Source organism: Nitrospira sp. Kam-Ns4a, assembly GCF_965152595.1.
Window position 1 is genome coordinate 1,611,882 of sequence record NZ_OZ224218.1, and the last position, 18,298, is coordinate 1,630,179.

Annotated in this window: 19 protein-coding genes and 1 other RNA gene; 10 read left to right on the forward strand and 10 right to left on the reverse strand. The window is 67.9% G+C overall.

Features of this window, described 5'->3' with window-relative positions:
- The first annotated feature begins 37 nt into the window (after window positions 1-37).
- Complete coding sequence (locus ACWHYQ_RS08070) at window positions 38-916, forward strand: inositol monophosphatase family protein (RefSeq protein ID WP_447975179.1); 879 nt, start codon at window positions 38-40, stop codon at window positions 914-916.
- Here ACWHYQ_RS08070 and ACWHYQ_RS08075 read toward each other — a convergent pair.
- Genes ACWHYQ_RS08075 through ACWHYQ_RS08090 form a run of 4 tightly spaced genes read right to left on the reverse strand, consistent with a single transcriptional unit; the run spans window position 910 to window position 7,110 of the window.
- On the reverse strand, window positions 910-2,241 hold the full coding sequence (locus ACWHYQ_RS08075) for a TolC family protein (RefSeq protein WP_447975180.1): 1,332 nt from the start codon (window positions 2,239-2,241) through the stop codon (window positions 910-912). The two genes, ACWHYQ_RS08070 and ACWHYQ_RS08075, sit on opposite strands and share 7 nt — an antisense overlap.
- The gene (locus ACWHYQ_RS08080) at window positions 2,238-5,384 is read right to left on the reverse strand and encodes an efflux RND transporter permease subunit (RefSeq protein ID WP_447975181.1); all 3,147 of its coding nucleotides are present in this window, start codon (window positions 5,382-5,384) and stop codon (window positions 2,238-2,240) included. Before ACWHYQ_RS08080 ends, ACWHYQ_RS08075 begins: the two co-directional genes overlap by 4 nt.
- Window positions 5,381-6,469, reverse strand: coding sequence for an efflux RND transporter periplasmic adaptor subunit (locus ACWHYQ_RS08085; RefSeq protein WP_447975182.1), 1,089 nt, complete (start codon window positions 6,467-6,469; stop codon window positions 5,381-5,383). The genes ACWHYQ_RS08080 and ACWHYQ_RS08085 overlap by 4 nt, the downstream gene beginning before the upstream one ends.
- A complete protein-coding gene (locus ACWHYQ_RS08090) occupies window positions 6,466-7,110 on the reverse strand; it encodes a TetR/AcrR family transcriptional regulator (RefSeq protein WP_447975183.1) in 645 nt (214 codons plus the stop codon). The genes ACWHYQ_RS08085 and ACWHYQ_RS08090 overlap by 4 nt, the downstream gene beginning before the upstream one ends.
- A 198-nt stretch (window positions 7,111-7,308) precedes the next feature.
- Between ACWHYQ_RS08090 and ACWHYQ_RS08095 the strand changes: the two genes are divergently transcribed.
- The 3 genes from ACWHYQ_RS08095 (at window position 7,309) to ACWHYQ_RS08105 (ending at window position 8,383) form a co-directional block, all read left to right on the forward strand.
- Window positions 7,309-7,593 carry a hypothetical protein gene (locus ACWHYQ_RS08095; RefSeq protein ID WP_447975184.1) on the forward strand — a complete coding sequence of 95 codons (285 nt, stop codon included), beginning with the start codon at window positions 7,309-7,311 and terminating at the stop codon, window positions 7,591-7,593.
- A 45-nt stretch (window positions 7,594-7,638) separates the two neighbouring features.
- A complete protein-coding gene (locus ACWHYQ_RS08100; protein ID WP_447975185.1) occupies window positions 7,639-7,971 on the forward strand; it encodes an arsenosugar biosynthesis-associated peroxidase-like protein in 333 nt (110 codons plus the stop codon).
- A 136-nt stretch (window positions 7,972-8,107) separates the two neighbouring features.
- Window positions 8,108-8,383, forward strand: a complete 276-nt coding sequence (locus ACWHYQ_RS08105) for a type II toxin-antitoxin system Phd/YefM family antitoxin (protein ID WP_447975186.1) — start codon at window positions 8,108-8,110, stop codon at window positions 8,381-8,383.
- Between the two features lie 50 nt (window positions 8,384-8,433).
- On the opposite strand, the gene ACWHYQ_RS08110 is transcribed toward ACWHYQ_RS08105, so the two are convergent.
- From ACWHYQ_RS08110 to ACWHYQ_RS08125, 4 genes are all read right to left on the reverse strand, one after another.
- On the reverse strand, window positions 8,434-9,441 hold the full coding sequence (locus tag ACWHYQ_RS08110) for an NAD-dependent epimerase/dehydratase family protein (protein ID WP_447975187.1): 1,008 nt from the start codon (window positions 9,439-9,441) through the stop codon (window positions 8,434-8,436).
- Window positions 9,442-9,519: 78 nt separating this feature from the next.
- On the reverse strand, window positions 9,520-11,391 hold the full coding sequence (locus ACWHYQ_RS08115) for a RiPP maturation radical SAM C-methyltransferase (RefSeq protein ID WP_447975188.1): 1,872 nt from the start codon (window positions 11,389-11,391) through the stop codon (window positions 9,520-9,522).
- A gap of 36 nt (window positions 11,392-11,427) precedes the next feature.
- Entirely contained in the window at window positions 11,428-11,778 is a 351-nt protein-coding gene (locus tag ACWHYQ_RS08120; RefSeq protein WP_447975189.1) for a 4a-hydroxytetrahydrobiopterin dehydratase, read from the reverse strand.
- 468 nt (window positions 11,779-12,246) lie between these two features.
- The gene (locus tag ACWHYQ_RS08125) at window positions 12,247-13,260 is read right to left on the reverse strand and encodes a chromosome partitioning protein ParB (RefSeq protein ID WP_447975190.1); all 1,014 of its coding nucleotides are present in this window, start codon (window positions 13,258-13,260) and stop codon (window positions 12,247-12,249) included.
- Between the two features lie 76 nt (window positions 13,261-13,336).
- On the opposite strand from ACWHYQ_RS08125, the gene ACWHYQ_RS08130 reads away from it, so the two are divergent.
- From ACWHYQ_RS08130 to ACWHYQ_RS08140, 3 genes are all read left to right on the forward strand, one after another.
- Entirely contained in the window at window positions 13,337-14,296 is a 960-nt protein-coding gene (locus ACWHYQ_RS08130; RefSeq protein WP_447975191.1) for a hypothetical protein, read from the forward strand.
- Between the two features lie 45 nt (window positions 14,297-14,341).
- Complete coding sequence (locus ACWHYQ_RS08135; protein ID WP_447975192.1) at window positions 14,342-14,845, forward strand: hypothetical protein; 504 nt, start codon at window positions 14,342-14,344, stop codon at window positions 14,843-14,845.
- A gap of 152 nt (window positions 14,846-14,997) precedes the next feature.
- A complete protein-coding gene (locus tag ACWHYQ_RS08140; RefSeq protein ID WP_447975193.1) occupies window positions 14,998-16,239 on the forward strand; it encodes an anion transporter in 1,242 nt (413 codons plus the stop codon).
- Window positions 16,240-16,293: 54 nt separating this feature from the next.
- Here ACWHYQ_RS08140 and ssrA read toward each other — a convergent pair.
- Window positions 16,294-16,644, reverse strand: a transfer-messenger RNA (tmRNA) gene (gene ssrA, locus ACWHYQ_RS08145).
- A 90-nt stretch (window positions 16,645-16,734) separates the two neighbouring features.
- Window positions 16,735-17,223, reverse strand: coding sequence for an SsrA-binding protein SmpB (gene smpB / locus ACWHYQ_RS08150; protein ID WP_447975194.1), 489 nt, complete (start codon window positions 17,221-17,223; stop codon window positions 16,735-16,737).
- A gap of 143 nt (window positions 17,224-17,366) precedes the next feature.
- Between smpB and ACWHYQ_RS08155 the strand changes: the two genes are divergently transcribed.
- From ACWHYQ_RS08155 to ACWHYQ_RS08165, 3 genes are read left to right on the forward strand one after another with little or no spacing between them, the layout of a single operon-like run.
- Window positions 17,367-17,591, forward strand: a complete 225-nt coding sequence (locus ACWHYQ_RS08155; protein WP_447975195.1) for an addiction module protein — start codon at window positions 17,367-17,369, stop codon at window positions 17,589-17,591.
- Complete coding sequence (locus ACWHYQ_RS08160) at window positions 17,581-17,874, forward strand: type II toxin-antitoxin system RelE/ParE family toxin (RefSeq protein WP_447975196.1); 294 nt, start codon at window positions 17,581-17,583, stop codon at window positions 17,872-17,874. Before ACWHYQ_RS08155 ends, ACWHYQ_RS08160 begins: the two co-directional genes overlap by 11 nt.
- Window positions 17,875-17,881: 7 nt before the next feature.
- Entirely contained in the window at window positions 17,882-18,076 is a 195-nt protein-coding gene (locus tag ACWHYQ_RS08165; RefSeq protein ID WP_447975197.1) for a hypothetical protein, read from the forward strand.
- The last annotated feature ends 222 nt before the right edge of the window (window positions 18,077-18,298 follow it).

Below are 18,298 nucleotides of genomic sequence, written 5' to 3' on the forward strand. Positions count from 1 at the left end.
GCCGCCGGCACGGCTCGTGGTCGGGGGACGGTGGTCGGTGAGCAGTAAAGGAGAACCCCAGCCGCTCGACGGACGTCTGCGTGAGGCGGCCCGGGAGGCGGCCATAGCCGCGGCGCGGCTCGCGGGCGCGATCCTCCAGGACCACGCCCGGCGCGGGTTTCGCGTCGAGCACAAGAACGCCGTGAACCTGGTCACGGACGCGGACCGGCGCGCCGAGGCGGCCATCGTCGCAGCCCTGCGGAAGGCTTTCCCCGACCACGAGGTCCTCGGCGAGGAGGAGGGGCTTCAGGCCACCCGGACGTCCCCGTACCGATGGGTCATTGACCCGCTGGACGGCACGACCAACTTTGCGCACGGCTTTCCCGCCTACTGTGTTTCGATCGGGCTGGAGGTCGAGAGGCGGCCGATGCTCGGCGTGGTCTTCGACCCGACGCGGGACGAACTGTTCGTCGGCGAGGCCGGCCGGGGCGCCTGGCTCAACGGCGAGCGGCTGCGGGTGTCGCGCGTGGCGACGCTGAACGCCGCGCTCCTCGTCACGGGGTTCGCCTACGACATCCGAGAGAGCCCGGAGAACAACCTGGACCACTTCTCCCGCTTCGCCCTGCGCGCGCAGGGGGTGCGGCGGACCGGCGCCGCTGCGCTGGATCTCTGCTACGTCGCGGCCGGGCGCTTCGACGGATTCTGGGAGCTGAAGCTGCACCCCTGGGACATGGCGGCGGGAGTCGTGATCGTTCGGGAGGCGGGCGGCCACGTCACCAACTTCCGCGGGCAGGCCCATTCCATCTACGGCGAGCAGCTCGTCGCGAGCAACGGCCTCATCCACGCCGAGATGCTGGCGGTGCTGCAAGGCGGCGAGCCGCCCTTCCCGGGGGCCGCCGGGGCGAGCGGACCTCCTTGCCCCGGCAGTACTCAGTAGAGCTGCTCGAGTTGTCCGCGCGCGCGGGCGAGGTTGATCCGGGCGGCGTTGAAGTTGGAGAGGGCCTCGATCAGGTTGTCGCGCGCCCGCGCGACCGAGGTCTGGGCATTCGTGACCTCGATGTTGCTCGCCACTCCGACCGCGAACCGCTCCCGCGACAGCTCCAGTTCCTTGAGCGCAAGCCGCAGGCCCTCCTGCGAGACCAGCACCTGCTTCCGTGTGGATTCGATCGTGAGCAGCGCGTCGCGCACCTCCAGCGTGATCTGGTCGTTCAGGTCCTTCGTCCGGATTTGCTCTTGCAGGACCTGGCTGCGCCCCTCGGCGATGCGCCCCTCCCGCTGCCCACCGTCGAAGACCGGCACGCTGAGCACGAGCGCGCCGGTATAGGTACCGAAGTTCCGGTCCGGGTCCACCCCGATGAACCCGTAGTCGCCGTTGATCGCGAGCGAGGGGATCCGCTCGCTGGTGATCGAGCTGAGGGACAGGGCCGCCAGCCGCTCCCGCCGGGCCTGGGCCTTCAGCTCGACCCGGTTCGCCCGGGCCGCGGTCAGGACCTGCTGCCAGGGTTCCTCAGGGACCTCGACTAGTTTCAGCTCGTCGGTGAGGACCAGGCGCACGTCGAAGTCAATCCCGATCGCACGGATCAGGTTCAGCTTCGCCCGCTCGCGCTGGTTCTGCGCGGCCAGCAGCCGCTGCCGCTCGTTCTCGAGCTGGACCTGGGCGCGGGTGACGTCCAGCCCCGTCGCCAAGCCGGCCACCTTCCGGTCCTGGGCTAGCTTGAGGAGCTGCTGGTTCAGCTCGAGGTTCGCCTCGCTGGCCTTCACGGCCGCCTCGGCCCTCAGGGCTTCCACATAGAGCAGCCCAACCGTCGCCATCGTGTCGCGCTTGTTCACCTCCGCCTCCAGCTCCGCAACCTCGATGCCCGCCCGGGCCGCCTGCCACCGCTGGATCAAGCTGAGGCTGAAGAGGTTCTGGGTCAGCGCGCCCCGGGTGTCGAAGACATCGAACGGCCCGACGACCCCGCCCGTGATGCCGAAGGTCCCGAGGAAGAAGGTGCGCCGGGTCGCGCTGTAATTGCCGGAAAGGTTCGGGAGCAGCGCCCCCAGGCGGTTCTGCGCGACCCCGCGGGCGGCCTGGATCTTCTCCCGGAACAGCCGCACGGTCGGGTTGTTGTCCAGGGCCGCCTGGATGGCGTCGTGCAGGCTCAGCCTGAGCTCGGGGGCCTCGGGCTCAGCGGCCCGCGCCGGCGTGAGCGTCGCGCCGATCCAGAGGAGCCCAAGGCCGATGAGGAGGCGGACGAGGCGAATGATCGCTCTAGGCTTCATGGCAGACCTTCTCCGAGCGTCCCTAGCGGCCCACGTGGTCCGGGAGCGGCGCCCCCCGCCGGCACGCCAGCCTCGCGCGCCGCCTCCTCTGCGTCCGCCGGCTCCACCGCTGCCCGCCGCGACAGCAGGGTATAGACGGTCGGGACGATGAACAGCGTGAGCAGGGTAGAAAAGCTCAAGCCCCCGACGAGGACATAGCCGAGCTGCTGCCGGCTCTCCGCCCCCGCCCCGGTCGCCAGGGCCAGGGGCACCGCACCCAGGATCATCGCCGCCGTGGTCATCAGAATCGGGCGGAGCCGCAGCGTCGCCGCCGCGACGACCGCCTCGCCGAGCGCCAGCCCCCGCGCGCGAAGCTGGTTGGTGAATTCCACGATCAGGATCGCGTTCTTGCTCACCAATCCCACCAGCATGACCATCCCGATCTGGCTGTACACGTTCAGCGTCGTGCCCATGACCGTGAGCGACAGCAGCGCCCCGGTGACCGCTGAGGGGACTGAGAGCAGGATCGTGAAGGGATGGACGAAGCTCTCGAACTGCGCCGCCAGCACGAGATAAATGAGCAGGATGGCGAGCCCGAACGTCACGTAGAGGCTCCCGCTCGCCTCCTTGAACTCCTTGGACATGCCCGCGTAGGTGATCCGCGTGCCCGGCGGCAGGACCTCGCGGGCCAGGCGCTCCAGCTCGTCCAGGGCCTCGCCCAGCGAGTAGCCGGGTGCGACGTTGGCCGTGATCATGGCCGCCCGCAGCTTGTCGTAGTGGTTCAGCTCGCGCGGGGCCACCGTCTCCTGTAGCGTCACGAGGTTGCTGAGCTGGATGAGCGCCCCCTCCCGGCTCCGCACGTAGAGCGAGCTGAGATCCGCCGGCGTGGCCCGGTGCTCATCGCGCAGCTTGACGATGACGTTGTACTCCTCGCCTTCACGCTTGAAGGTCGTGACCTCGCGCCCGCCCAGCATCGTCTCCAGCGTGCGGCCGATCACGGCCACGGGGACACCCACGTCCGCCGCCTTGTCCCGGTTGATCGTGACCTGCAGCTCCGGCTTGTTGAGTTTGAGGTCGGTGTCCAGATTCATGAGGCTCGGAACGACTCGCGCCCGCTCCAGGATCAGGCCCACGGAGGCCTGCAGGCTCTCGTAGCTCGTCCCCTGGATCACGAACTGGACGGGCGTCTTGATGAAGCTCTGCCCGAGCGAGGGCGGGTTGATCGGGAAGGCGAGGAAGCCCGGGATAGCGAACATCTTGGGCGCCAGCTCCGCAACGATCTCCTGCTGGCTGCGCGTCCGCTCCTTCCAATCCTTGAGCATCGTGAAGCTGAGCGCGTTGGTCACCGGGTTCGGCCGCTCGAGGCCGGGCGCCACGACCATGAAGAACTTGTCGATCTCCGGGACCTGCGCGTACAGCGCCCCCACCTGCTGCGCGTAGGCGTCCGTGTAGGCGAGCGTCGAGCCCTCCGGCGCGATCATGACGCCGATGAAGATACCGCGGTCCTCGACCGGCGCCAGCTCGGCCTTGAGCCCGACAAACAGGACGGCGCTCACGACCGAGGCGGCGAGGCCGACGACGATCACCGCTGCCTGGTGCGCGAGCGCGGCTGCGAGCGCCCGCCGGTAGAGCCGGTTGAGCCCCACGAACAGTCGCTCGGTGACCCGGTGCAGCCAGGTGTGCGCCGCCTCCGGTGTGAGGAACTTGGCGCACATCATCGGGGTCAGGGCCAGCGCGACGAAGCCGGAGAGCAGCACCGAGCCGGCCACGGCCAGGCCGAACTCGGAGAACAGCCGGCCGGTGTTCCCGGTCATGAACGCGATCGGGACGAAGACCGCGACCAGCGAGATGGTGGTAGCGACCACCGCGAAGCCGATCTCGCGGCTGCCGGCCAGCGCCGCCTGCAGGGGCGGCTCGCCCCGCTCGATCCGGCGGTGGACGTTCTCCAGCACGACGATGGCGTCGTCCACCACGAGCCCGATCGCCAGCACGAGCCCCAGCAGCGTGAGCACGTTGATCGAGAAGCCCAGGGCGTACATGATCGTGAACGTGCTGATGATCGAGGCCGGGATCGCGACGGCCGGGATGACGGTGGCCCGCAGGCTCCGCAGGAACCCGAACGTGACGAGGACCACGAGGACCAGCGCGATCGCCATCGTCACGTACACCTCGTGGATCGAGCGCTCGATGAAGATCGAGCTGTCGTAGGCGACCTCCAGCTTCATCCCATCCGGCAGCGCCCGCTCGATGTCGGGCAACTCAGCCTTGATCGCCGCCGCGACGGCCAGCGTGTTGGCCTTCGACTGCTTGACGACGCCGAGACCGACCGCCGGCTTGCCGTTCACCCGGACCTTGTTCCGGTCGTCCTCCGCGCCCAGTTCCGCGGCGCCCACGTCCCGCAGGCGGATCGGGTAGCCCTGGCTGTAGCCAAGGATGATCTGGTTGAACTGCTCGGGCGTGGCGAGGTCGCCCCGCGTCCGGACGCTGAACTCGCGGCGGGCGCTCTCGATCCGGCCGGAGGGGATCTCGACGTTCTGGTTGCGGAGCGCGTCTTCGACGTCCTGGACGGTGAGCTGGCGGGCGGCCAGCCGGTCCTTGTCCAGCCAGATCCGCATGGCGTACCGGCGCTCGCCCCCGATCATCACGTAGGAGACGCCCGGCAGGGCGGAGAGCCGGTCCTTGACGTAGCGCTCGGCGAAGTCGGTGATTTCCAGCGTCGAGTGGCGGTCGCTGGAGAAGGCCAGCCAGATGATCGCGTTCGCGTCGGCTTCCACCTTCGAGATGATCGGCTCTTCGATGTCGTCCGGGAGCTGCCCCCGGGCCCGCGAGACGCGGTCGCGCACGTCGTTCGCGGCCGCGTCCACGTCGCGCGTCAGCTCGAACTCGATCGTGATCTGGGAAACCTCTTCGCGGCTGGTCGAGGAGAGCGTCTTGATGCCCTCGATCCCGTTGAGGTGGTCCTCCAGAATCTTCGTGACGTCGGTCTCGATGATCTGGGCGCTCGCGCCCTGGTACACGGTGCGCACGGAGACGACCGGCGGGTCAATGTCCGGATACTCCCGCACCGAGAGGCGGCCAAACGAGATGACCCCGAACAGGACGAGCACGAGGGTCATCACCGTGGCCAGGACCGGCCGCTTGATGGAGGTCTCGGAGAGCTTCACGGGTGTCGCACCGCCTGGACCGGCATCCCGTCCCGGATCTTCTGGAGCCCGGCCTTGATCACCTGGTCCCCCGCATCGAGGCCGCTGACCACCTGCACGACGCCACGCTCGCGGACGCCCAGCTTCACCTCAGTCTGCTTCGCGAGCCCGTCCGCGACCCGGAAGACGAAGGTCTGTTCCTGGTGGGGCACGACCGCTTCCTCCGGGATCAGGAGCGCCGACTCGATGACCCCCAGGACCAGCCGGAGGCTCGCGAACATGCCGGGCCGCAGCCTCGCCTGCGGGTTCGGGATGCGGGCACGCACCGGGACCGTGCGGGTCACCTCGTCCACGCGCGGGTCCATCGAATAGACCCGCCCTTCGAACACCTGCCCGGGGAAGGCATCCACCGCGACCTCCACCCGCTGCCCCACGCGCAGGCGGCTGAAGAGCGTCTCTGGGATGCGGAAGTCAATCTTGAGCACGGACAGGTCCTCGAGGTTGACCAGGTCGCGGCCGGCCTGGACGTAATCGCCCGGCGAGATGCGCCGGTGGCCCAGGTACCCGGCGAAGGGGGCCACGATCCGGGTCTTGGCGAGCCGTTCCTGATACAGCTTGTAGTTGGCCTGGGCGGACTTGAAGGTGGTCGCGGCCTGGTCGTGCTCCTGCTGGGACACGTTGTCATTTACGATCAGCTTCTGCGCGCGCTCGTAGTTCAGCCGCGCGATCTCCAGCGACGCGGCCGCCTGCGCCAGCTCGGCCTCTAGCTCCGTCGAGTCCAGCTCGAAGAGCACCATGCCCTGCTCGACCTGCTGTCCCTCGCGGAAGTTGATGCGAGTGACGCGGCCCGGGATCTCCGGCCGGATCATGACCGACTCGTTCGCCTGGAGCGTGCCGACGGCGTTGGCAGCCTCGGTTACGCGCCCGACGGTCACCGCGGCCACCTCGACCGGCATGGCGAAGGTGGGCGGCTTGGTGGACGCCTGGACGGATTGGGCAGCCGGCGGCGCCTCCGCCCCCTCGCGGCCCAGGTTCATGAGGACGGGCACGGCGGCGACGAGCAGGAGGACCGTCGCGACCAGCGTCCAGCCGGCCCGGCGGGTCATGACGCCCCCTTCCGGCGGGACGCCGGCGCGCCGGCGCCGTGGAGGAACAACTCGAGCAGCGAGTCGCTCTTCCCCACCAGCGATTCGGACGGCCTGGCCTGTAGCATCCAGAGGTAGATGGTCGAGTTCAGCATCCCGTGGAGCGCGAAGGCCGCCTCCGCCGGGTCCACGGGACGGAACTCGCCCCGGTGGACCCCCTCGCGGATCACCCCCGCAACCAGGTCGAGCTGGGCCTGGTAGCGCTTCCAGCAGCGCTCGCCGAACGCGCTCTTCATCGTCCATTCGAACCCGCTCCACTCCGAGACGTAGATTCGGAAGAAGTCCCGGTTGCGCTCGAAGTACTCAAGCTTCGTTCGGATCACCGCGCCGACCTTCTCCGTCGCCGACCGCGCAGCCGCCAGGCGCTCATCCATCAGCCCGGCGAACTCGTCCATCTTGGACTCGACGACGGAGACATAGATGTCTTCCTTGCTCTTGAAGAACTGGTACACGGTGCCGATGGCGAACTCGGCCGCCTCCGCGATCTGGACCATGCTGGTGTTGAAGTAACCCTGCTTGGAGAAGAGGCGCTCGGCCGCGTCGAGAATGTCGCGGCGCCGCCACTCGAGCTCCCGGGTCTTGCGCAAGGACCGCTGGCTCATGGGTGAGGCTCCGTCGTATGAATGACAATTCCAGCTCGCGAACAATACGAATCATGAGATGAAATGTCAAGTCTATTGTATAGCAGACTCGTATCATCTGTGGCGCGCGGCCAGGCTGCCCGGGAGCGCCCGCATATACAGGGCGGAGACGGATGCGATAAGATGTCCTCCACGCCTTTCAACCGAACGAGGTGAGCGATGGCCAGTCAGGTTCCCCCAGAGACCCCGGGCAACGGGTCGAACGGGTCGGCCGGCGAGCGAGCCGAACCAGCGAGCGAGGTCGAGCTGCTGAAGGTCGTGGTCGCGCGGGAGGGGCAGAAGGTGAGCGCGCAGTGGGGGATCCATCCCCAGATGAAGCTCGACCTCAAGCCCGAGGAATGGAAGGAGCTGTCCGACCTCATGGCCAAGGTCACGAGCCTGGTCGGCACCCGGTTTGCGGAGATCCTGGACCAAGCGGAGCCGGATCCGCCAGGCCACGCGTAGCCCCGCGGGGGCTCAGGCACGAGCAAGGGGCCAAGGAGCGAAGCCATGGAGACCTACTACCATCCCCACGACCTGCACCGGTTCGCCGAGATGGGCAAGGGCAACAAGGAGCTGTGGGAGAAGTTTTCGAGCTACTACACCGCTGTCTTCGCCGAAGGGGCGTTGACGGAGCGGGAGAAGGCGCTGATCGCGCTGGGCGTCGCCCATGCGGTCCAGTGCCCCTACTGCATCGACGCCTACACCCAGGCCTGCCTCGAGAAGGGCTCCAACATCGAGGAGATGACCGAGGCGGTCCACGTCGCCTGCGCGATCCGCGGCGGCGCCTCGCTCGTCCATGGCGTCCAGATGCGCACCGTGGCCGAGAAGCTGTCGATGTGACTCCGCCGTTGGCCGTGACCGCTAACGCCCGCCTGTGCGCTCGCCGACGCTTACAGGGGGGCCAAGGGAAGGCGGTCCAGCCTTGATCGGAGCACGGTTAGATGGACTCTCGAACACACCTGTAGAGGATTCTCCGATGCCGAAGGTTCCAGCCATTATCCCAGTCACCGATCTCCGCCATGATGCAGCGGCCGCCCTCAAGCGTGTTCGAACCTCCCGACAGCCGGTCGTGATCACGCAACGGGGTCGGCCAGGTGCGATCATGTTGAGCGTTGAAGCCTACGAGGACAGAGAGCACGAGCGTGAGCTGTTGCGCCTTCTGGCTCGCGGCGAGCGGGAGATTGCCGAAGGCAAGGGGCACGACCTCGCCAGCGTCCTGGCCGAGGCCGACAACCTGTTGGCGTCGGACTGACCGTTGCGCATACGATTTACGCCTTCGGGGCGCGCCCAGTTCCTCGTTCCTCACAGGTATCCGTTCTGCTTGAACCAGGCCAGCGCGTCGTGGATGGCCGGCTCGATGGGGCTCCGCGGATAGTCCAGCTCGCGGAGGGCTTTCGAACAGTCGTACTGCTGCATGTGCCGGAGCACCTCGACGAAGAAGGCGGGGACGGGCGCCGGCCGGCGCAGCACGGCGCGGAAGAGCCGCTCGCCGACGGCCGACCCGAGCCGGGCGAGCGCGAAGGGGATGGCCACCAGCGGCGCCATGACGCCGGCGAGCCGCGCGATCAGGAGGTTCAGCTCTCGCTGCGTCGTGTTCCAGTTGCCGAGGATGTACCGCTCGCCGATCCGGCCCCGTTCGGCCGCCCGAATCATCCCCGCCGCCACGTCCCGTACGTCAATGACGTTCGTCGGCCCGTCCACGTAGGCCGGCATCAGCCGCTTGGCGATCAGGAGGATCTGGGTTCCCGAGGTCGGCCGGCTGTCGTAGGGACCGAAGAAGACCGTCGGGTTGACGACGACGGCTGGCAGCCCGTTCTTGGCCGCCTCCAGCACCTCCCGCTCCATGGCGGCCTTGGCCATCAGGTAGGGGTTCTTCGGGTAGAGCGGGACGAAGGGGCAGTCTTCGTCGGCGAGCGCGTCGGAGCCAGGCGGCGGGAACCCGATCGTCGTGAGCGTGCTGGTGAAGACGAGCCGCTCGATGGGCGGGCGGCTTGCACGCCGGACGGCGCCCAGCAGATTGCGGGTTTCGGTCAGCGCCTCGCCGACAGCGCGCCCGGCAGGGATCGTCTCGGTGGGGTAGTAGCTGGCCGCCTGATAGACGACCTGGACGCCGTTGCAGGCCCGGTAGAGCGAGGCCTCGTCGCGGAGGTCCCCCTCGATGAGCTCGAGGTCGAGGCCGCTCAGGGTCGGGCGGCCCCGCGCCGCGCTGGAGGGGCGGACGAGCGCCCGGACCTCGTCGCCCTTGGCCAGGAGCGCGCGGACGAGGTTGGAGCCCAGGAGCCCGCCCGCCCCCAGCACCAGGACCTTCATGCCAGTCCCTCCGGATCGGGCCCCCGCACTGACGCCCTCGTCCCCACCGGGGAGAGCACGGAGTGAGCGAAGGCTCCGTCAGAAGTAGGGGTTCATCGGAAGGGCCAGGGTGAAATACTTGCCCTTCTCCTCGTAGAGGATCCGCCGCTCGACCAGGAGCGCGAGCGCCTCCTCCGGCGAGCCCGCGCCACCGCTTCCCTCGCGCGCCTGCCAGGCGCTCTGGATCTGCTCCAGGCTCTTGGGGGCCTCGTTGCAGTAGTCAATGATGAAGGCCGCCAGCCCGTCGTACCGCTGCTTGCTCGGCTGGTCCGGCGCGCGCCCCTCGAAGACCGTGACGTAGCTCGGCGCCTTGGCGTAGTAGAGGAACGGCCGGTTGTCCGAGGCATGCCGGCGCCGCCATTCCTGGGCGAGGGCGACCAGTTCCTCGTAGAGATGGGGGCTCACCCGCGACTCCAGCTCGTATTCGAAGTCGTAGGCGATCTTGTTCAAGTCCACCTTCCGGGGGTCGTAGACGTACTCGTAGGCCAGCCCCGGCCCGGTGATCCGGATGCCATACTGGTGCGGCCGCATGAAGTAGGGGCTGAACCGCTCGAGCCAGAACCGGCCGACCGATTCGGGCGGCTGGAGGTGGAAGAGCGCAGGGAGCAGGCGGATCTGCCGGAGGTAGTCCTCATCGCTTTCCCCCGGAAAGCCGAGCAGAATGTTCCAGGAGATGTCGATCCGATAGTAGAGGCTCCACTTGAGACACTGGATGTTCTGCATCGGGCTGACGCCCTTGTCCATCGCGGTGAGCGAGGCCTGGCTCAGGCTCTCGATGCCGGGTTGCATGCACTTGACGCCGCCCTGCGCGAGGGTCTGGATCTGCCGCCGGGTGAGATTGCTCTTGGTCTCGATGAACACGTCCAGGTCCAGCCGCTCGGCCGCGAACTTCCCGAACAGGTTGTCCACGTACTTCATGTCAATGATGTTGTCCACGAGCCGGAACCGGGTCGTGTCGTAGCGGCTGGAGAGCGCGTCCAGCTCGCGCATCACCTGCTCGGGCGACTTGGCGCGGAATTTCATGCTCTGCGCGTTCAGCCCGCAGAACGTGCAGTGGTGCTTTTCGCCCCACCAGCAGCCGCGCGAGCCCTCGTAGAGGAGGATCCGATCCAGGCCCTTGGACGGGCCCGCGCCAGCCTCCTCCAGGTCGCGGAAGTAGTCGTCGTAGTCCGGCGGGCCCATCCGGTCGAACTCCGTGAACAGGTGCGGGTTCGGCTGGAATAGGATGCGGCCGTCCCGGCGATAGGCCACGCCCGGTGGGTAGCCTTCCCCCTGCCCCTCCCGGCCTTCCAGGATGAGCCTGACGAGCGGCGGGAAGGCGGTCTCGCCCTCCCCGACCACGACGAAGTCAATCCAGGGCCAGGCGCGGAGGTGCTCGAGGCCCATCTCGCCGTCGAAGTTGGCGCCACCGAAGACGATCGTGACCGCCGGATAGAGGTCCTTGATGAGCTTGGCCAGCGTGAGGCTGGAGACGTTCTGGTCGAAGGTCGAGGTGAAGCCGACGATCCGGTACTGGCCCCAGTCAATCGCCGTGAGCGCCCAAGTGAGGAACTGTGGCGCGGTCCGCGCCGCCATCTCCTCGAAGTGCGAGATCGGATAACCGCTCTGGCGGGCGAGGTCTTCGAAGACCGGCTTGAACGTCCGGGGATAGTCGGCGTGCTTGGGGCTGTCCCGGAACAGGAGATAGGAGAAGAGCCACTCGCCGAAGAGCGCCCGCTTCTCGCAGATCAGCTCGTAGAGCTCGACCCCGATCCGGTGAGCGAAGAAGACGTTGAGGTTGTGGCTGCGGACGCCGATCCCCTGTGCTTTCAGCAGGGTCGAGAGCGTGCCCAACTGGATGGACGGGTACTTCGCATAGCCGAACGGCATGTTGACCAGCGCCACCGGCGGCCGGCCCTGCCTCCCGTCCATCGGTTCCCTCGCCCCCGTCGCGTCCGAACCCGGCCGTCAGCGGGCCACCTTGACCATCGCGTCAAACACCCGGTCAGCCTTGGCAGCCATATAGAAGTCGCTCTCGGTCAGCCCGTTGATCTTGTGGGTCCACAGCTCGACCTTGCACTTGCCCCAGGCCAGGTGCAGGTCGGGGTGGTGGCCCTCCTCCTCGGCGACCGCGCCCACCTTGTTCACGAACGCGAGCGCCTCGGCAAAGTCCTTGAACGTGTAGAGCCGCTCCAGGTGCCCGTCCTTGTTGACCGACCAGCCCGGATTCAGCTCCCGCAACAGCTCGTTCACGCGCGCCGGCGCAAGCGGCGGCACGCCGCCGCGGCAAGGCACGCACTTGTTGTCCGCGAGTCCCATGCTTCCCTCCTGGCGCGAGCCCAGCCGGCCGCCGGCTCGCTCAATCAGATAGCTATTATGCTCGCCGGACCCGGCACAATGTCAACGGCCGGGCCAGGCCGGGCAGGAGGCAGGTCCACGCGGCGACGGGCGGCGACGTTGACCGTCCGCCCGAAGTAGTCCAGCCGGCCGTTGGCGTGGATCGCGATGGCGGGCCCGTGGTGCAGCCCAAGCTTGATCACCAACGGCGGCGGAGCCGGACCGGCGGCCGAGGCGGATGCGCCAGCCCCCGGCGCCGCCGGGTCGGGACGCAGGAGCAGCTCGACGTTCGCCCGCAGGCCTGGAGCCGGTACGCCTCCGCCGCAGTGGGACGGCCACCTCGCGGGCCTCGCCGGGCCGCAGCCTCCACCTCGTGCGCGAGACCGCGAGACCGGGGCCTCGATCACCCACTCCTGGCTCACGCAGCGTGGGACCGGTGCCATGGCACCGTCACTCGGCTTCGTCGGGAGGGCCGGCCGCTTCCGCCAGGTCTTCGCTCTTCACCCTGGCGGGGTCGAACTTGGCGGCGGCCTTCACCATGCGGCTCAGGGCCTCGTCGTAGGAAAGCGGCGCAGCCTCCTTCGGCCGGAAGCGGAGCGGATTGATCCGCGCGACCACGAAGTTCCGGAGGTAGGGGCTGGTCAGGCCCCGCGCCTTGAGGGCCTCGACCTGTTGCGTGACAACCGCGTCCAGCTCGAGGAGGCACCGCGCGCGCCGCTCGCGGACGCCCAGCGCCTCCCGGAGCGGCTGCGCGAGAAACGCGTCCACGCGCTTGAGGATCGGATGGTAGGCCCCGCCGCCAAACCGCGGGCGCTCCTCGTAGCAGAGGCCGAGGGTGATCAGCGCGGGCTCCTCGAACTCGAGCGCGTAGGTCTCCTCCGTCGCCGCGTCCCGGGCATCGGCGCCGAGACGCGCCAGCTCCTTGTACATGCGGATCACCTCCAGCGCCTTCTCGCGGAGGTTGTGGGCCTTCTCGGTGTTGAGCGCGAGGATCTGATAGGCGGCGGCCGCCTCGGGGACGACGATCGCGGTGATGCTCTTCGCCCCGAGCGTGCGCATGGCCGAGAGGCGGTGATGCCCGTTGGGGGTCCAGTACTTGGCCCCGCTGTCCCGCGGCTGCTGCGCCCGCACCGCGATGATCGGGTCCAGGAACCGGCCCAGCTTGCCGATCACCGCCTCCAGCTTCCGCACGTGGGTGTCCGAGAGGGTGCGCTGGTAGGGAGTCGGCTCGACCAGCTCGATGGGGAGCGCGGCGAGCAGCACCCACCGGCCACCGAAGGGCTCCCGATAGACCGCGAGCACCTTCCCGCTGTCGCCTTCGATCGCCCGGTGCAGCTCGGCGACCTCGCCCGGCGGCGCAGCCGCCTGCAGCTCGGTCGCGGCCAACCCGATAGCCTGCCCGGCCGGCTTCCGCCGCCGCTTGGCGCCCGGCGCGGGAGCTTTTTTTGCTTTCTTCTCCGCCATAACCTGCTATGGTAGAGAATTCGTAGGATAAAAGAAAGCCCGGCCTGAGGAAGCCCCTGTCATCGGGGGGAGGCAGATGCCCAGAAAGACTTCCAAGAAGGCCAAGACGGACCAGCGCGGCCGCCCGCGCGCGAAGGGCGCGCCGGCCAGGCAGCCGGTTGCGGCGATCCCGGCCGCTCCGGCGCCGCCCGCCCCGGCCGTTGCGCCGCCGCCCCGGGCGGCGGTCGGGCTGATTGACGCACCCCGGGATCTGATCTGCGTCCACGGCGTCCAGTGGCAGCGGGACTACGAGATCAAGGGCTATTCCCGTCCCACACAGGATCTGATGCGGAACCAAGCCCCGACCGTGAACTTCCGGTTCCACGAAGTGCTCTGGTCGGACGTGGTGGAACGGGACGAGCAGGCCCTCATCGCGGGCGCCGGCGTCATCGCGGATATCCTCCAGGGGAACTACGCCGCCGCAGTCTTCGACCTGTTCAAGCTCATTGGGCAGCGCACGGATTTTCAGCTCGACTCCCAGGAGGAAGCCTTCCAGACCCCGCTCCCCTCGCTCATCGCGGGCAAGGGCGGGTTCGTGGAGAAGGCCGTGAGCGCGATCCTGGACATCGTCTTCTATTTCTCGGACCTGTACGGGCCACGTATCCGGGCCAAGGTGCGCGAGGCACTCGACCCGCTCCGAGCCGGTCCCCCGCCGATCCTGTTCGGCCATAGCCTGGGCTCGGTCATCCTGCTGGACATCATCCGCGAAGACTTCGACAACGGGCGGGCGCACGTCGGCGGGTTCGTGTCCGCGGGCAGCCCGATCGGGCTCTTCTACCCGGACCGGGACCGGCCGGAGTTCGCGGAGCTCGACTGGGTCAACTTCTACGACACCGATGACCTCGTGACGTTCTGGAACCCGCTCCGCAAGCGCGGCTATACCTCGGTCACCGATCAGCGGATTGACACGCACGAGCTGCCCTTCTACTCGCACGTCAAATACTGGACGAACTCGGTGTTGGCGCGAGAGCTGGTGGACAAGTGCCTGACCGCCTAGCCGCGGGTGCGGAGGGGCAGGGGCGAGGGGATAAGGAGGGCGACGATGAAGCGATGCGCGTGGGTGCTGCTGAGCGTCTGGCTGGCCGGCTGCTCGGGAACCGCGATCATCCCGGCCAAGGTCACCTACACCTACCCCCTGGCCGGGCCATCCGGCTACGAATCCCCGGCCGGCACCGGCGCCGTGGCCTACCTCGACAACGGCACCCTGGAGCTGTACCTCCCGCTGTTCGCGCCCGGCCAGATCAAGCCCCAGCGCTTCGTCTTTCAGCCCACCAGCCCCACCGGCCTCCTGTGGGCCGAGCGCAAGGACCCGGACCTCCAGGCCCGGATCATCCAACAACCGGAAGAGGCCACATCGGCGACCGGGACCGTGCTCGCCCACTTGAACGAGGGCATGCTGCTGATCGCCTTCCCCGCCAAGCCGCAGTACCGCGACCTGGCGGGCAAGCAGCTCTGGCTCACCTCGACCGCCGGCCCCGACGAGGTCTTCCATCTGCGGGGCCTGTACTGGAAGTCCAAGGCCGCCGTCGGCGACCTGGTCCGGTAGGCCGCCGCGGGCTTCTCCTCGCCCGGCCTCGCTGGCCGAGCGAGACCGCCGCGCCCCAGCACCGACCGGCCACGCGCGGCGGGCGGCCCGGGTGCGGCCAGGATCCCCTTCCTTGACGGCTGGGGCGGGATGGCGGTACAAGGTCAGCGCGCGTGACCACCACCGTCGTCATCGTCTTCACCCTCGTCTACCTCGGGATGATCCTCGGGGGCCTGCCGTTCTTCCAGCTCGACCGCACCGGCGTGGCCGTGCTGGGGGCGATCGCGCTGGTGGCGACAGGCGACGTGGGCTTGGAGGAAGCGGGCCGCGCGATCCATGCGCCGACCCTGCTCCTGCTCTTCGCCTTCATGGTGCTGTCGGCCCAACTGCGCCTGGGCGGCTTCTACACGTTCGTCACCCTCCGGCTCGCCGCCCTACCGCTCGCGCCCGCGCGCCTGCTCGGCGTCCTGATCCTGACGGCCGGGACCCTTTCCGCCGTCTTCAGCAACGACATCGTGTGTCTTGCGATGGCGCCGGTGCTCGTGGATGCCTGCCTCAAGCGACGGCTGGATCCGGTGCCCTATCTGCTCGCGCTCGCCTGCGCGGCCAACATCGGCTCGGCGCTCACGCTGATCGGCAACCCGCAGAACATGCTGATCGGCGAGTCCCTGCGGCTCTCCTTCGGCGGCTACCTGCGCGACGCGGCGCTGCCGGTGCTGTTGGGGCTGGCGGTGACGTGGGCGCTGATCGTGGCCCAGGTCCGGGGCCGCTGGGGGTGCCCGGCCTCGCTGCAGGCCACCCCGCCCGCGTCTGAGCGGCGGCAGGAAGGGGCCGCGCCCTTCGACCGCTGGCAGACGACGAAGGGCTTGACCGTGGCGGCCGTGCTCGTGGCGGTCTTTCTCGCCACGGCCTGGCCGCGCGAGCTGGCGGCCCTGGCGGGCGCCGGCATCCTCCTGCTCAGCCGCCGGCTCCATTCGCGCCACATGCTCGGGCTCGTGGACTGGGAGCTGCTGGTACTGTTCATCGGCCTCTTCGTGGTCAACCACGCGTTCGTACGAACCGGCCTGATGGCCGAGACCGTGCGGGCGCTGGCGGAGGCCGGCCTGCAGCTCGAGCAGCCAGGGACGCTCTTCCTGGCGACGTTTCTCTTGAGCAATGTCGTGTCCAACGTGCCGGCGGTGATGCTCCTCCTACCGGTGGCGACGCATCCCTTGGCCGGGACGCTGCTGGCGCTGGCCAGCACGCTCGCGGGCAACCTGCTGATCGTCGGCAGCATCGCGAACATCATCGTGGTGGACGCGGCCGAGCGGCGGGGGATCCGCATTGACTGGCGCCGGCACGCGCGCGTCGGCGTGCCGGTCACGCTCGCGACACTCACGATCTCCGGCGCGTACCTGTGGCTGCGCCTGGCCTAAACACACGGCCCCTGGCGGCCACAAGCCGCCAGGGGCCGAGCTGATCATCGCAGTTGGTGGAGGTGCCGGGAATTGAACCCGGGTCCGAAGACCTTCGGCGCAACGGTTCTACATGCGTAGCCGATCGTTTGGGGTTCGCCACCGCCCACGCCCATCGGCCGGCTTAGAACGGTGGCTAGCCCAGTGTCGTCTCGTCCTCAGCCGCTGAGCACCAGCCTTGGACCAGCCTGCTGCATCGCGCCCCTTCCGCCCCCGCAGGCCTCAGGCGGAGGGACGTCGCGGTCGTTTACGCCGCGAGTGCCAGCTCGTGGTTGGCAGTTGCTTGTTTCCCGGAGGTTTTACGAGTCCCCGAGAGCTCGGCATGCCCCGTTGACCTCTTGATCCCCGTCGAAGCCTGTCACCCCCTTTGGTTGGCGAGTTCATCCTCATGATACCGCGGGCGCTCGACGTTTACCACTCCGCGCCAGGCCGTCGGCCGGGTGGGCGCATCCCCGCTCACTGCCCCCGCCGTCCGCCTTTCATCTCCCGCTCGATCTCGCGCCCCGCTTCCCGGTCCTTGATCGCCGCCCGCCGGTCGTACTGCTTCTTCCCGCGTGCGAGGGCCAGCTCGACCTTGGCGAGGCCTCTCGGGCTGAAATAGATCCGGAGCGGCACGAGCGTGAGCCCTTTGTGCTGGGTCTTGCCGAGCAGCTTGTTGATCTCTTTCCGGTGCAGCAGAAGCCTGCGGGGCCTGGTGGGGTCGTGGTTCATGATGTTCCCGTGGCTGTAGGGGCTGATGTGGCAGTGGTGCAAGACGACCTCACCGTGCTCCACGGCGGCGTAGCTGTCCCGGAGGTTCGCCTGCCCGGCCCGGAGCGCCTTGACCTCCGTGCCCGTGAGTGCGATCCCGGCCTCCAGCTTCTCCTCGATGTGGTAGTCGTGGAACGCCTTCCGGTTCGTCGCGACGACCTTTTCGCCACGGTCTCGTTCCTGCTCCCGTGCCATCAGCCGCCACTATAGCACGGAGGCCCATTCAGGCGCATGGGCGCGCTTGACACGACTTGCACAAGAGCGGATAGTTATAGGGAGTTTTGGCCCAGATACTAGGATGATTGACCTTGCTTGAACACCCTGCGGGAGAGCATCAGATGGACCCGACGAGTCCTTCGATCTTTGATCTGAGTCCGGCGGAAAAACTCCAGCTCGTGGAAGATCTGTGGGACGACCTTGCGGCGACGCCCGAAGCGGTACCAGTTCACGACTGGCAGAAGCAAGCACTCGCCGAGAGAAAGACGAACCTCATGAATCATCCGGCCTCTGGACTCTCGTGGGAAGAAGTCAAGCGAAGAGTCCGCCGCCGCTATGGCCGCTGAGTTGGTCCTTGCGCCGGAGGCTGAGCAAGACCTCGCGGAGGCTTACGGCTGGTATGAAGGTCAGCGCAGCGGTTTGGGTGAAGAGTTTTTGAGTTGTGTTGATGCTTGTATTGAAGCAATCTGCCGTACCCCAGAGTTGTACGCTGTCATCCACGATCGCCGGGGCTTGGTCCGTCGCTTTCCGTATGCCGTCCTCTACGAGCATGTTGGGAACACGGTAACCGTCTACGGTGTGTTTCACGCTTCTCGCGATCCCGACAAATGGCGTCAGCGGCTTTCGTAAGCCATTCATGAAGAGAGTGTCTCATCGTAAAAGCGCCGGCGGGGAGATCGAGGCCATGCGCTGCGAATACCGATTCGATTACCGAAAGGCGCGGCCGAACCGCTTCGCGGGTCGGTTCAAGGGCGGCACGGTCGCGGTCGTCCCCGACCCCGACGTCGCCGCGGTGTTTCGCTCGTCCGAATCAGTCAACGCGCTCCTGTGATCCGTCATCTCGGCCTTGCCGGAGCAGAAGCGAACACCGGCCAAGTCCGGCTAGGCGTCTCCGCAGAGAGAGAGGACTGCAAGGCTTGACTTCCCAATCTTTGACAGGACCTGACTCTTCTTCGATGACGGTCGGCCCTCGGTTACCTAGACTGGTCCTTTTCCTGGACTATTCAGTCCTTGATCATATCCATAAGCTTGACCGACGTAGGTATTCTGGATC